12 protein-coding genes and 4 pseudogenes are annotated in these 13,840 nt (G+C 72.1%); 10 read left to right on the plus strand and 6 right to left on the minus strand.

The window, feature by feature from the left end; translation table 11 throughout:
* Nucleotides 1-1,196: pseudogene (locus GEV28_RS38425) on the minus strand (hypothetical protein); the annotation flags it as partial.
* A 233-nt stretch (nt 1,197-1,429) separates the two neighbouring features.
* On the opposite strand from GEV28_RS38425, the gene GEV28_RS38430 reads away from it, so the two are divergent.
* Complete coding sequence (locus GEV28_RS38430; protein ID WP_291418639.1) at nt 1,430-1,639, plus strand: hypothetical protein; 210 nt, start codon at nt 1,430-1,432, stop codon at nt 1,637-1,639.
* A 109-nt stretch (nt 1,640-1,748) separates the two neighbouring features.
* Nucleotides 1,749-1,877, plus strand: a complete 129-nt coding sequence (locus GEV28_RS38435; protein ID WP_291418641.1) for a hypothetical protein — start codon at nt 1,749-1,751, stop codon at nt 1,875-1,877.
* Between the two features lie 792 nt (nt 1,878-2,669).
* On the opposite strand, the gene uvrB is transcribed toward GEV28_RS38435, so the two are convergent.
* Nucleotides 2,670-4,811, minus strand: a complete 2,142-nt coding sequence (uvrB, locus tag GEV28_RS38440) for an excinuclease ABC subunit UvrB (protein WP_291418662.1) — start codon at nt 4,809-4,811, stop codon at nt 2,670-2,672.
* A gap of 74 nt (nt 4,812-4,885) precedes the next feature.
* A complete protein-coding gene (locus tag GEV28_RS38445) occupies nt 4,886-5,998 on the minus strand; it encodes a DUF5685 family protein (RefSeq protein WP_291418644.1) in 1,113 nt (370 codons plus the stop codon).
* A 60-nt stretch (nt 5,999-6,058) separates the two neighbouring features.
* Here GEV28_RS38445 and GEV28_RS38450 point away from each other — a divergent pair, with 60 nt between their 5' ends.
* From GEV28_RS38450 to moaA, 8 genes and pseudogenes are all read left to right on the plus strand, one after another.
* The gene (locus GEV28_RS38450) at nt 6,059-6,574 is read left to right on the plus strand and encodes a DUF402 domain-containing protein (protein ID WP_291418645.1); all 516 of its coding nucleotides are present in this window, start codon (nt 6,059-6,061) and stop codon (nt 6,572-6,574) included.
* Nucleotides 6,571-6,744 carry a hypothetical protein gene (locus tag GEV28_RS38455; RefSeq protein ID WP_291418647.1) on the plus strand — a complete coding sequence of 58 codons (174 nt, stop codon included), beginning with the start codon at nt 6,571-6,573 and terminating at the stop codon, nt 6,742-6,744. Before GEV28_RS38450 ends, GEV28_RS38455 begins: the two co-directional genes overlap by 4 nt.
* 44 nt (nt 6,745-6,788) lie before the next feature.
* Complete coding sequence (locus GEV28_RS38460) at nt 6,789-7,307, plus strand: phosphotransferase (protein ID WP_291418649.1); 519 nt, start codon at nt 6,789-6,791, stop codon at nt 7,305-7,307.
* 118 nt (nt 7,308-7,425) lie between these two features.
* On the plus strand, nt 7,426-7,947 hold the full coding sequence (locus GEV28_RS38465; protein ID WP_291418651.1) for a hypothetical protein: 522 nt from the start codon (nt 7,426-7,428) through the stop codon (nt 7,945-7,947).
* Between the two features lie 115 nt (nt 7,948-8,062).
* Nucleotides 8,063-8,578 (plus strand): annotated as a pseudogene (locus tag GEV28_RS38470) (ABC transporter ATP-binding protein); the annotation flags it as partial.
* A gap of 28 nt (nt 8,579-8,606) precedes the next feature.
* Nucleotides 8,607-9,368 (plus strand): annotated as a pseudogene (locus GEV28_RS38475) (sensor histidine kinase); the annotation flags it as partial.
* Nucleotides 9,369-9,424: 56 nt separating this feature from the next.
* Nucleotides 9,425-9,860, plus strand: a pseudogene (locus tag GEV28_RS38480) (response regulator).
* A gap of 157 nt (nt 9,861-10,017) precedes the next feature.
* The gene (gene moaA, locus GEV28_RS38485; RefSeq protein WP_291418653.1) at nt 10,018-11,049 is read left to right on the plus strand and encodes a GTP 3',8-cyclase MoaA; all 1,032 of its coding nucleotides are present in this window, start codon (nt 10,018-10,020) and stop codon (nt 11,047-11,049) included.
* A 4-nt stretch (nt 11,050-11,053) separates the two neighbouring features.
* Here the strand turns inward: moaA and coaE are convergent, their stop codons facing one another.
* The 3 genes from coaE to GEV28_RS38500 all read right to left on the minus strand — a co-directional run.
* Nucleotides 11,054-12,250 carry a dephospho-CoA kinase gene (coaE, locus tag GEV28_RS38490; protein WP_291418655.1) on the minus strand — a complete coding sequence of 399 codons (1,197 nt, stop codon included), beginning with the start codon at nt 12,248-12,250 and terminating at the stop codon, nt 11,054-11,056.
* 360 nt (nt 12,251-12,610) lie between these two features.
* Nucleotides 12,611-13,204, minus strand: a complete 594-nt coding sequence (locus tag GEV28_RS38495) for a hypothetical protein (protein ID WP_291418657.1) — start codon at nt 13,202-13,204, stop codon at nt 12,611-12,613.
* Between the two features lie 66 nt (nt 13,205-13,270).
* Nucleotides 13,271-13,840, minus strand: a 570-nt coding sequence (locus tag GEV28_RS38500; protein ID WP_291418660.1) for a S1 RNA-binding domain-containing protein, incomplete at its 5' end; no start/stop codon positions are given.

Here is a 13,840-nt window from a genome sequence, read left to right on the forward strand (position 1 = left end):
AGCGCGACGACGGCGGCCGCCGCACCGGGCGCGCCGGGCAGCCAGGACCCCAACGCTCCCGCGACGACGAGCACCACGAGCGCGACCGCGGCCTCCGCGCCGGCACCCCACCCGAACAGCGGCATCGCGGTGGCGATGAAGACGACCGCCGCCCCGGCCACGACCACCGCGAGCGACGCGACCACGAGCGCCCCGGAGGTGGCCACCGCCGACGCGCCCGGCTCGTCGGGGTCCGCGTCCGCCTCCCGAGCCGGACGCATGGCCACGGGGACCGCGGCGAGGGCCCGGCGGGCGGCCGGCACGCGGATCGCGAGCATCGCCACCAGCGCGGTCAGGACCGGGACCGCGGTCACCGCGACCAGGATCTCCGCGGGCCAGCCCTGCGCCGGGCGCAGCACCGAGGCCAACGTCAGCGGCGGCATCGCGAAGACCGTGCCCACCAGCAGCCCGCCGGCGACGTCGCGCCGCAGGACCGCCACGACCATCAGGACCGACGCCACCAGCAGCGCACCCGCCACGACCGCGGCCAGCGCCCCGGCGGGCAACGCGCCCGACGCCCCGGCGCCCACCCCCGGGACCTGGGTGGCACCCAGCGAGCCGAACGGCGAGGTCCCGGCGCCGAACGCGAACGACGTCGCCGTCGCCGCGGCGGCCGAGGCGAGGTCACCCCGGACCGAGGCCGCCGGCGAACGCACCACGACCACCGCCAGCACGACGCCGACCGCGAGCATCGTCACCGACACCGCACCCGCGCCCACCCCGCCCGCGGTCAGCAGCAGCACCGCCACCATCGGCAGCACCGCACCCGCCCCGGCCGGCCACGCCCGCATCCCCGTCGCGGCCACCGCCAGCAACGCGAGCGCCGGCACGCCGTACACCAGCAGCACCACGACGACCGGCGACGACGACTCCGTGGTGATCAGCAGCGCGAGCCCGCCCAGGTAGACGCCCAACACCCCGAACGACGTGCCGATGCCGGCCAGCACCGGCCGGCCGAGCGCCACCCCCGCCGGCCCGTGGGCCAGGCGCGCCACCCACCAGCCGGCCAGCACGAGCGCGACCGCGAGCACCATCCGCGGTGGCTCGGAGGTGAGCACCGACGACCCGGCGAGCGCTCCGGCCCCGACGAGCAGGGCGCTGAGCACCACCACCGTGGCCGCGACCGGAGCACGAGGAACGTCAGAGCTCGGGATCATGGTGATATTTCTAGACGACCGGGCCCCGGGCCGGGCCGGCACGCCCGGCCCAACCGCCCACGCTCCACCGGTACCGACCGCTCTCGGCGACCGCCTGGCGGGGCGTTTCGACTGCCGCACACCGGCAGGTCTCGCGGGCGCCGACGCTGCCGGGCGGCGACCGGCACGAGCCGGACTTCGACGTCGCGGCGCTGTACGAGACGCCGATCGGCAGCGGGGCGCCGGCCGGCGGCGTGCCGCTGGACGAGAAGCTGCGGCAGGCCTACTTCTGGATCGTCAACCACGCGATCATCAGTCCGCACTACGACATGGAGTTCGCCGACGGCCCCGGCGCGGAGGTCACCCTCGGCGACAGCAAGGCGAGGCTGGGCGGGCTCCACCGGACCGGCCGGCCCGCCCAGGACCGCCGACGACCAGGCAGCGGCGCCGCGCCGCGAACGTGATCCGGACCGGGGCGAGGAGCTGGCTCGCCTGGCGCTGCGCGCGCTCGGCCTGTCCCCGGCCGGCGAGACACCGGAGCAGTCGGCCGACCGGCTGTCTACTGTGGACAGCGTGCGGCGGCGCGAGGTGCTGATGGCGGCGCGCGCGGCGGAGGAGCGGGCGCAGGCGGTGTGCAAGGCGATGGAAGAGCAGCGCGCACGCGAGGCAGCCGCCCGCTACAGCCAGGTACAGCGCGAGTGAGCGGCGCAGGGAGGAACACCGGAAACAGGCCCGCTCACCAGCGAGCGGAGCGAGCCAGTGCAACAGAGCGAGCCAGTGCAACAGAGCGAGCCAATGCGACAGAGCGAGCCAATGTCACAGCACGTCGACTATCCGGTCGCGGACTACGTGCCGATGGCGGCCACGGCGCTGACCGACGCTGAGCGTTGGCCGGCGCTCACGTCCGCGGGCCGGGCGATGTTGGCGCGGCTACGGACCACCCGGCCGCGCCCCGGTACAACCACGCGTGCGGTGACCGCCTCACCGGTTCGGCCGTGGCCCGGCTCCGGTCGTACCGGGCGATGCTGACAGCCGGTTCGTCGCGGTCGTCCGGTGCGGAGCCGGCGTGGCTGCTCGGGTTCCCTCCCATCGGTCGGCACGACCTGCTGTCCCACGCCGCCGAGCACGTGCCGGACGACGCGGGCCTGGGCGGACCTGATCGTGTACGCCGGAACGGTCGCCGCTGGAGGAAGGACGAGTGGCGCGGCGAAGCGGCCGAGGCGGGCGCTTACCGCAGGATCCGGCTGTCGATACGGTCACCGGCCCCGCCAGCCGACGACACAGCTACGTGGGGCCGACACAGCCACGCCCAGGAACGACACGGCGACGCGGGGGAACGACACGGCGACACCACCGGACGACACGACCACGCCACCGGACGACACGGCTATGTGAGAGGGCGACACGGCTACGTGGGGAGACGACACAGCCACGTCACGGGACGACACGGCGACGTGAGAGGGCGACACGGCTGCGTGGGAGGACGACACGGTGCTACTTGACGCCGGCGGCGTCCATGCCGCGGAGCTCCTTCTTGAGGTCCTGGATCTCATCCCGCAGCCGGGCCGCGAGCTCGAACTGCAGATCCCGCGCCGCGTTCATCATCTGGTCCGTCAGCTGCTGCACCAGGTCCGCGAGCTCGGACCGGGCCATGGAGCCGACGTTCTCCTTGACGTACACGCCGGAGGACCGGCCACCCGGTTCGCCCGCGGCGCGGCGGCCGCGGGACGCGTTGCGGCCCGACCCGCCGATGGGGACGGCCTCGGTGTCGGAGTCCTCGGCCTCGTGGTAGACGCGGTCGAGGATGTCGGCGATCTTCTTCCGGAGGGGTTGCGGGTCGAGGCCGCGCTCCTCGTTGTACGCGATCTGCTTGGCGCGCCTGCGGTTGGTCTCGTCGATGGCGTGTTGCATCGAGTCGGTGATCCTGTCCGCGTACATGTGGACCTGGCCGGACACGTTGCGGGCCGCGCGGCCGATGGTCTGCACCAGGCTGGTGCCCGACCGCAGGAAGCCCTCCTTGTCGGCGTCCAGGATGGACACGAGAGACACCTCGGGCAGGTCGAGGCCCTCGCGCAGCAGGTTGATGCCGACGAGCACGTCGAACTCGCCCAGCCGCAGCTGGCGCAGCAGCTCCACCCGGCGCAGGGTGTCGACCTCCGAGTGCAGGTAGCGCACCCGGACCCCGAGCTCCAGCAGGTAGTCCGTGAGATCCTCGGACATCTTCTTGGTGAGCGTGGTGACCAGGACCCGCTCGTCGCGCTCCGCACGCAGCCGGATCTCGTGCACCAGGTCGTCGATCTGGCCCTCGGTCGGCTTGACGAGGACCTCGGGGTCGATGAGGCCCGTCGGCCGGATGACCTGCTCGACGAACTCGCCGCGTGTCTGGCCCATCTCGTACGGGCCCGGCGTGGCGGACAGGTACACGGTCTGGCCGATGCGGTCCTGGAACTCCTCCCAGGTGAGCGGCCGGTTGTCCATGGCGCTCGGCAGCCGGAAGCCGTGCTCGACCAGCGTGCGCTTGCGCGACATGTCGCCCTCGTACATGCCGCCGACCTGCGGCACGGTGACGTGCGACTCGTCGATGACCAGCAGGAAGTCCTCGGGGAAGTAGTCGAGCAGCGTGGCCGGCGCGGTGCCCGGCCCGCGGTCGTCGATGTGCCGCGAGTAGTTCTCGATGCCGGAGCAGAACCCGACCTGGCGCATCATCTCGATGTCATAGGCCGTGCGCATGCGCAGCCGCTGGGCCTCCAGCAGCCTGCCCTGCTTCTCCATCTTGGCGAGCTGCTGCTCCAGCTCTTCCTCGATGCCGTGGATGGCCCGCTCCATTCGCTCGGGCCCCGCGACGTAGTGCGTGGCCGGCGAGATGCGCATCGTCTCGACCTGCCTGATGATGTCGCCGGTGACCGGGTGCAGGTAGTAGAGCGCCTCGACCTCGTCGCCGAAGAACTCGATCCGTACGGCCAGCTCCTCGTATGCCGGGATGATCTCCACGGTGTCGCCGCGGACCCGGAACGTGCCGCGGCTGAACGACATGTCGTTGCGGGCGTACTGGGTGTCGACCAGCGCGCGCAGCAGCGTGTCGCGCTCGACCTCCTGGCCGACCTCGAGCGCGATGGTGCGGTCGAGGTACTCCTGCGGGCTGCCCAGGCCGTAGATGCAGGACACCGACGCCACAACGATGACGTCGCGGCGGGACAGCAGGCTCCAGGTGGACGAGTGCCGAAGCCGCTCGACGTCCTCGTTGACCGAGGAGTCCTTCTCGATGTAGGTGTCGGTCTGCGGGACGTAGGCCTCCGGCTGGTAGTAGTCGTAGTAGCTGACGAAGTACTCCACCGCGTTGCGCGGGAAGAACTGGCGCAGCTCGTTGGCCAGCTGGGCGGCGAGCGTCTTGTTGGGCGCGATGAGCAGCGTGGGTCGCTGCAACCGCTCGATGAGCCAAGCTGTGGTGGCCGACTTCCCGGTGCCGGTGGCGCCGAGCAGCACGATGTCCTTCTCGCCGGCGGTGATCCGCCGTTCGAGATCGTCGATCGCCGCGGGCTGGTCGCCGGCCGGCTGGTAGTCGCTGACCATCTGGAACCTGCCCTCGGTGCGCGGGATGTCACCGATGGGCCGGAACTGGGAGCTCGCCATCACCATTGCCACGAAAAAGAGGCTACGCCGGGGCACCGACAAAAACCGGTTCGCCCAGGTCAGGACGGGTCAGGACGGGTTCAGCAGCAGTCGCACCCGCAGCAGTCGCAGTCGCACCCACCGCCCTTGCCGCCGCCACAGTCCGGGCAGCAGTCGCAGTCACCGCAGGACTCGCGGGGCCTGCCGGACCACGGCCCGGGGAACGGGTCGCGGCAGCAGAACTGGCAGCTGCAGCACTGGTACAGCGCCACGCCGCAGCCGAGCACCGCGTCGCGGGGACGCGGCGGCACCCGGAACCGCGGGACCCAGCACCCACCGCCGGCACCGTCGTCGACACCGCGGCGCGACCGGTGCGCGAACGCTCGGATGACCGCCTGCTCCAGCTCGTGCACGAGCAGCGCGTGCACGAGCGCCCCGTCCCGGAACGCGCACTCGCGCAGCGCGAGCCGCACGCCCAGGACCGCGTCGTCGCAGAGCCGGCGGGCCTCCGCCAAAGACGTACCGGTGCCGGTCAGCGGGTTCCACGCGCCCGCCGCCAGGTCGTCGTCGAGGTCCTCGACCGCGTCCACGAGGTGCACGACCCGGCCGAACAGCCGGCCGACCTCGCGCAGCGGCGCCACGTTCGCCGGCCGCCCGGCGAGCACCGCCGTGTGCGCGCACGCCGCCGCGGTGGCCGTCTCGGTCGGCTCGGTGACCGTCAGGACCTCGCCTCGCCCGGCCGCGGCCTCGACGGCGCTCTGCCGGCCCACCGCGTCGAACAGCACGGCCGTGTCGAAGCCGATCCCGGTGCCCGTCGCGGCGCCCTGCCTGGCCCACCGCCCGGCCACGACCCGAGCGGCTCCCGCGACGGGCCGCCTGGCGAACGCCCCGTCGCCGTCGTCGACGTGGTCGCGCACCTTGGCGGCGGCGAGCACCAGCGACGCCGCGGCGGCGAGCCGGGCACCGTCGCCGACCGAGACCTCCGCCGTCCGCATCCCGCGCAGCGGGCACGGTCCGGCGCTCCGGCGCCGGTCGCCCGCGGACTGCGCGTCGACGAGCGCGGAGACGATCAGCCCGTCGTAGTTGGTCGCCGCGCGGGCGAGCTGACCGTGCTCGTCGCGCAGGGTGAGGCAGAGCCCGCACAGATGCGCCAACCACGCGGTGCGCAACCGCTCCGACAGCCGGTGCCGGCACGGTCTGATGATCCCGAACACGGGCGCGACGCTATCCGGTCCACCACCCGCCGCGGGCCCGAAACGTGCGACGCTGCAAGGGTGACCGACGTTCATCCACCCAAGATCGAGCTCTTCGACGTCGCCGGGATGACCAACACCGACCCCAAGGGGATCGTGCGCGCCGTCGACCGGTACGAGGCGGCGGACTTCGGGCTCTACATGGCGCGGCCGCTCGACGGGCACCCCACCATCGCCTACTTCCGGTCGTGGCTCCTCCCCGCGCACGGGCTGCGGGTCGGCCGCTGGCTCGCGCGCCCCGGCCGGAAGCTCGACCACGACGTCTACCTCGACGTGATCGACATCGAGCCGGGGCCGGTGTGGCGCACGGTCGACCTCTATCTCGACGTCCTCGTGCGGGACCGGCAGGACCTGCGCGTGCTGGACACCGACGAGATCCTCGCGGCCCGGTCGGCGGGGCTGATCGACGACGGGACCACGCAGCGCGCGTTCGAGCGCACCTTCGGCGCCGTGGACGGGATCGCCGCGGCCGGCTACGACGTGGACGCCTGGCTCGCGACGCTCGGCGTGCGCGTGACGTGGCCGGGGCGGCCGTGACCGAGCGGCCGCTGCCGGGCGGTTTCGTCAACGACGTCGTCCGGGTCGGCGACACCGTGCGCCGCACCCGGGGCGACGGCGCGGACTTCGTCCACCGGCTCCTCGGGCACCTCGAGCTACGTGGCTGGCCGGGCTGCTGGGGACCGACGAGCGCGGCCGCGAGATCCTGACCTACCTGGACGGGTTCGTCCCCTGGCAATCTCCCACCGATCGGGTGAGCGCGACCGCGAGCCTGGCGGAGGTCGCCCGGCTCGTCCGGCAGTTCCACGACCTGACCGCGGGAACGCCGCTGGCCGGTGGGTACGAGGTGGTGTGCCACAACGACCTCTCGCCCAGGAACACCGGGTACCGGGACGCCGGCGCGGGACCGCGGCCGGTCGCCTTCCTCGACTGGGACATCGCCGCCCCGGGCGACCGCGTCCACGATGTCGCGCACATGTGCTGGCAGAACCTCGACCTCGGCCCCGCGATCAGCGACCTCGCCGTGACCTGCGACAAGCTGCGCGCGATGTGCGACGCCTACGGGCTCGACGACCGCAGCGGGCTCGTCGGGACGATCCTCTGGTGGCAGGACCGCTGCTGGCGCGGCATCGAGACCGAGGCGGCGGCCGGCCACCCGGCGATGCGGCGACTCCGGGACTCCGGCGCCGCGCGGTCCGTCCGGGAGGCGCGCGACTGGGTCGCCGCGAACCGGGTTGACCTGGAAAGACGACTGAATGCAGTTAGTCAATAGCCGTCCGTCCATCGGGTAATAAATATCCCGGATCGATACCTGTCCGCTCACGAGTCGTGACATAACGAATCGCACCTGGACATCACCGACAGCATGCTGACGACTACGCTCTGGACGCGTGGGCACGACGATCACCCCTCAGCTCGTCGACGTCGTCGACACCTTCACGTCGTCACGCAGCTACATCTCCTCGGGCACGACCCGGCGCCTGCGGACCTGCCAGGTCGAGCGCTGGGGCCTGCGCACCGAGTGCCCGACGCCGGAAGACCCGTTCCACGACGCCGAGGTCACCTGGCTCCTCCCCGAGCTGAACCTCCGCCTCACCCACGAGCGCCCGCGCTCCCGCCACGCCAAGGCCGGCCCCAGCGTGCTCACCGCGGTCCGCGCCTCGAGCGACGGCCGCTACTGGAAGACCACCGACCTGCTGCTCGGGCTCGCCGCGCCCGGCGGCACCACCGCGCGGATCGTGCGGTGCGAGGAGTTCGCCGCGGCCGTGGCCGGGCGCGTGCTCATGGGCGGGGACGCCGACCTCGCGCTCTGCACCGTGCACAAGACCCTCGAGGAGCTCAGCCGGTTCCGCCACGACCTGTCCGGCTGGCTCGCCTACAAGCACATCTTCGACGTCTGGCCGCCGTACTGAGCCGCACCGACGTGGGGGTCCACCGATCGGTTGATCGGGCCACCCACCCGAGCCCCGCCTAACGCTGGCCGGGCGGACGATTCGCCGAGGCCCCGGCCGGCCGCAGGCTTGCGGCATGGCAGTCATCGAGGTGAACGGGCTCGTCAAGCGCTACGGCGAACACACCGCGGTCGACGGCGTCTCCTTCGCGGTCGAGCCCGGCGAGATCTTCGGCATCCTCGGCCCCAACGGCGCCGGGAAGACCACGACCGCCGAGTGCATCGAGGGGTTGCGCTCGCCGGACGGCGGCTCGATCCAGGTCTGCGGCATCGACCCGCGGCACGACACCGGCGAGCTCAAGCAACGCCTCGGCGCGCAGCTGCAGGAGAGCGAGCTGCCCGAGAAGCTCAAGGTCCGCGAGGCGATGGAGCTCTACAGCTCCTTCTACCGCGACCCCGCCGACTGGCGGCAGCTGCTGGAGGTCCTCGGGCTCACCGACAAGATGGACGCCCAGTTCCGCCGCCTGTCCGGCGGGCAGAAGCAGCGGCTCTCGATCGCGCTGGCGCTACTCGGCTCGCCGGAGATCGCCGTCCTCGACGAGCTGACCACCGGGCTCGACCCGCAGGCCCGCCGCGACGCGTGGGAGCTCATCGTTCTCCTACTTCGGCGAGCTGACCCACGAGCGCAACCTCAAGCAGAAGCGGGCGCTCGCGGAGCTCGGCGAGGCCAACCGCAAGCTCGAGGCGGCGCTCGAGGAGAACGCGGGCCTGCACGCGCAGCTCCTCGTGCAGGCGCGGGAGGCCGGCGTGTTCGACGAGCGGCAGCGGATGGCCAGGGAGATCCACGACACGCTGGCCCAGGGTCTCGCCGGGATCGTCACCCAGCTGCAGGCCGCCGAGCAGACCCGCGACCGGTCCGCGGTCTGGCAGCGGCACGTGGCCAACGCGTCGACACTGGCCCGGGAGAGCCTCACCGAGGCGGGCCGCACCGTGCACGCGGTAGAGCCCGCGGCTCTTGCCGAGGCCCGGCTGCCCGACGCGATCGGCGAGGTGGCCAAGCAGTGGGCGACGGTCAACGACGTGGCCGCCGTGCTCACCACCACCGGCGACGCGCGGCCGATGCACCCCGACGTCGAGGTGACCCTGCTGCGCACCGCGCAGGAGGCGCTCGCCAACGTCGCCAAGCACGCCCGGGCCAGCCGGGTTGGTCTGACACTGTCCTACATGGAGGATCTGGTGACGCTCGACGTGCGCGACGACGGGGTCGGCTTTGAGCCGAACGTCAAGCGCGCCAACGGTTCCACGAACGGCGGGTTCGGCCTCACCGGCATGCGCCAGCGGGTGCAGCGGCTGGCGGGGCGGCTGGAGATCGAGTCCGAGCCGGGCGCGGGTACCGCGGTGTCCGCGACCGTGCCGGCGATCCCGGCGGGAGGTGTCGAGTGACCATCAGCGTGGTGATCGTGGACGACCACCCGGTGGTGCGTGACGGACTGCGCGGCATGTTCACCGGCGACCCGCGGTTCGAGGTGCTCGGTGAGGCGGCCGACGGCGCCGAGGCGATAGCCGCCGCGGAGAAGCTCACGCCGGACGTGATCCTCATGGACCTGCGCATGCCCGGGGTCGACGGCGTCGCCGCGATCGCGGCGCTCGCCGAGCGCGGCGTGCCGTCCCGGGTACTGGTACTCACCACCTACGACACCGACAGCGACGTGCTGCCCGCGATCGAGGCGGGCGCCACGGGTTACCTGCTCAAGGGCGCGCCGCGGGAGGAGCTGTTCCGCGCGGTGGAGGCGGGCCGCGCAGCTGTTCATCAGCGAGGCCACGGTGAAGACGCACCTGCTGCACGTGTACGCCAAGCTCGGGGTCAACGACCGGGCCGCGGCGGTGGCGACGGCGTTCGAGCGTGGCTATCTCAGTTTTCGCACCTCGGGATAAATTTCGGCACAGCACGTCGCGCGACTCCGCATCCACGTCCTTTCCCGCGCCTGCGCGCCGCAGTTGCGGAGTGCCGATCCATGCCGCCAACCTCACGATTTCCGCAGGTTATCGCCCTGCTGGCGATACTCCGGTCATCGCGTATACGTTGGGTGACGTGCCGGCAAACCCCATCGTCGACCGCTACCGGCGGCCGCTGCGGAACCTGCGGATCTCGGTCACCGACAGGTGCAACCTGCGGTGCCGGTACTGCATGCCCGAGGCCGAGTACGTGTGGCTCCCCCGGCGCGACCTGCTGACGTTCGAGGAGATCTCGGCGCTCACCGACGTGTTCATGTCGCTCGGCGTCGACAAGGTCCGGGTCACCGGCGGCGAGCCGCTGCTGCGCCGCGACCTGCCCGACCTCGTGGCGATGCTGGCCGGCAAGCCCGGGCTGCGCGACCTCGCGATGACCACCAACGGCGTGCTGCTCGCGGACAACGTCGTGGCGTTGAAGGCGGCCGGGCTCGGCCGGGTGACGGTCAGCCTGGACACGCTGCGGGCCGCGCGGTCGAAGACGCTGTCGCAGCGGAACACACACGCGTCGGTGCTCGAGGGCATCGCGTCGGTGGCGCCGGCCGGGTTCACCGGCACCAAGATCGACACCGTGGCGATGCGCGGCGTGAACGACGACGAGCTCGTCGACCTGACCGAGTTCGGGCGCACGGTGCCCGCGGAGGTCCGGTTCATCGAGTACATGGACGTCGGCGGCGCCACGGCGTGGTCGCCGGACCTGGTGCTGTCCCGCGCCGAAATGCTGTCCCGGCTCACCGACCATTACGGCCCGATCACCCCGCTGCGCAACACCGACGGCGCGCCCGCGGACCGGTTCGAGCTGCCGGACGGGACGACGTTCGGCATCGTGTCGTCGACCACCCAGCCGTTCTGCGCGACGTGCGACCGCAGCAGGCTCACCGCGGACGGCATGTGGTTCCGCTGCCTGTACGCCGTCGAGGGCACGAACCTGCGTGACCCGCTGCGCGACGGCGCCTCGTTCGAGGAGCTGCGGTCGCTGATCACCGGCAAGTGGACCACGCGCGATGACCGTGGCGCGGTGGAGCGGCTGGCCGAACGCGACCGGACGCCGTTCATCCCGCTGGCCACGCTGAAGAGCAACCCGCACCTGGAGATGCACACCCGCGGCGGCTGACCCCTCATTCGGGTCGCCAGCCGGAGCTCTTCGCCCATTCCTCCGCGCGGACCGCGGCCTGGTCGAACCACGGCTCCTTGGCGTCGGCGTAGTCGGCGGTGTCGTCCTCTGTGGCGAACCGGCGCGCCAGCTCACGTTTGAGCGCGAGGTACTCCGCGCGAGCCTGCTCGTCGGCCCGGATCCAGGCGGGGTACAGCAGCGCCAACCGCCGGCCGAGGCTGCCGGCGGGGCGCACGTGCAGGTTCACCGGGCGACCCGGATCGGCCGAGTTGTGGTAGCGCTTGCGCCACTGCTCGGGATCCGGCGCGTACGGCTTGGGCATGTCCCGGTCGATGGTCGGGTGGCGCGGGAAGCCCGCCGCGGCCAGCGCGCCTGCCACGGCGTCGGCCTGGTCCATCGAGTCCACGGTCAGCTGCAGGTCGATGATGTCCTTGGCCGGCATGCCCTCGATGGAGGTCGACCCGATGTGATCCACCCGCGCCGCCGGATCGTCGATCGCCATCCTGATCCTGGCGATGAGCCGGGCGGCCTGCGCGGGCCACGTCGGGTCCGGGTCGACCAGCCTCGGTGAGCCGTAGGAGGCTCGCCGGCCCAGCCGGAGGTTGGCCTCGTAGCGCACGAGCCGGTCGGCCCACAGCGCGTCGACATCGGCGAGCACCTGGTCGACGTGCCCGCCGTTGTCGAGCCACACGTCGGCCGCGGCGCGCCGGGCGGCCTCGCCGGCCTGTGCGGCGATCCGCGCCTTCGCGTCCTGTTCGGACATTCCCCGGTCGCGGACGACGCGCCGCACCCGGATCTCGACCGGCGCGTCGACGACGATCACCAGGTGGTAGGCGGGCGCGAGGTTGTTCTCGACGAGCAGCGGGACGTCGTGCACGACCACGGCGTCGGCCGGTGCCGCGGACATCAGCTCGGCGGTGCGCGCGCCGATCTTGGGGTGGAGGATGCCGTTCAGCGTCGCGCGGGCCTCGTCGTCGGCGAACACCGTGGCGGCGAGTCTGGCCCGGTCGAGCGTGCCCTCCGGGGTCGTGATCCCGGGGCCGAACGCCTCGACCAGCTCCTCGAGCCCTTTGGTGCCCGGCTCGACGACCTCGCGCGCGATCTTGTCGGCGTCGATGACGACGGCGCCGTGCTCGCCGAGCCGACCGGCCACAGTGGATTTCCCGGAGCCGATCCCGCCGGTGAGGCCTACGCGCAGCATGCCGGCATTCTGACAGTCCTGCCTGGTGGGCGTCGGCCGGGTGATCACGCCCGGTGGTAGCCGATCTGTTACTCGATCAGCTGAGACACACGCCGCGGATGCCGTGATTTGGTTAGGAGTACCGCCGCACCTGGTGGTCGACCGCCCTGATCCCGGCGAAGCACAGCCTCGCGGGCCTGCGCTGCCGCGCGGCCGCCGCCGCCGAACACGCCTGGGCCCCGGTCGTCGTCCGCGTACAGGTTTGACGTGGCTTGGCACAAAGCCTCGCACCGCCCAAACGCAACCTCAGGGGACCCGTGACGCAACCCAACCACCAACCACCCGAGATCCGCACCATCCCCCGAAACGCAACGAACACTGTTAATTCCGGAGAGGCGGACTAGTCAGGGCCAGGTCGGCCAGCTGGCCCAGCATCGCGCCCGCACGGTCCTCGCGGATCAGGTTGGGGTGGATGGTGATCACGACCGTCGTGTTGCCGCGGACCGCTACGAGCGTCCACGTCGCCTTGCCGCGGAGCAGGACGCCTCGGTCCCGGCCCACCGGGACGTCGCTCACCCGCGCGCCGACCTCGCGTTCGTCGTCGACCGTGTTGGACAGGCGGCGTTGCGCCCAGTGCGCGTCGGTGTAGGTGGCCAGGCCTATCCAGATCGTCGCCGCGGCCACCGGCTTGCCGCGCTGGACTCCGTAGTAGCAGTCCAGCCGTGCGGTTCGGCCGATGTTCTCCTGCGGCACGCCGACGACGGGCCGCGGCTCGCCGGTGACCAGGGTGCCGAGGATCGTACCGATCTCCTCGAGCGTCGCGATCTCGCCGCACGTCTTCGGAACGGGCCGGCCGTCGAGGCTCCCTGGCGGCGCGGGGGTGGAGAACACCGGCACCTCGGGGTCGGCCTGCGGCTCGGTCGCGCCGGCGCAGCCGGACACGAGCAGGCAGAGAACGACGACCCAGGCGCGCACCGGCCCACGGTAAGCAGAACGAGGGCCCCGCCGGTAACGACGGGGCCCTCGAATCGGTATCAGAACTCAGACGCCGCCGGACAGCTTCTCGCGCAGAGCCGCGAGCTGCTCGTCGCTGGCCAGGGTGCCACCGCTCTTCTTCGGGGCGTCAGCATCGCCGCCGCCGGACGAGTAGGCGCCCTCGCCGGCCTCGCCGGTCTCGGCACCACCCTCGGCCTCGGCCGCAGCCTCGGCCGCGGCGGCCTTCTTGACCTGCTCCATGTGCTGCTCGTAGCGAGTGTGGGCCTCGGCATACTGCCGCTCCCACTCCTCCCGCTGCGTGTCGAACCCGTCCTGCCACTCCTGGGTGTCGGGGTCGAAGCCCTCGGGGTAGATGTAGTTGCCCTCGTTGTCGTACTCCGCCGCCATGCCGTACTGCGTCGGGTCGAACTCGGTGTCTGCGGTGACGCCCTCGTTGGCCTGCTTGAGGGACAGCGAGATCCGGCGCCGCTCGAGGTCGATGTCGATGACCTTGACCATGACGTCGTTGCCGACCTGCACGACCTGCTCCGGGATCTCCACGTGGCGCTCGGCCAGCTCGGAGATGTGGACCAGACCCTCGATGCCCTCGTCCACCCGGACGAACGCGCCGAACGG

The sequence above is a fragment of the Actinophytocola sp. genome, assembly GCF_009379765.1.
In the GTDB taxonomy this organism is placed as follows: domain Bacteria; phylum Actinomycetota; class Actinomycetes; order Mycobacteriales; family Pseudonocardiaceae; genus Actinophytocola.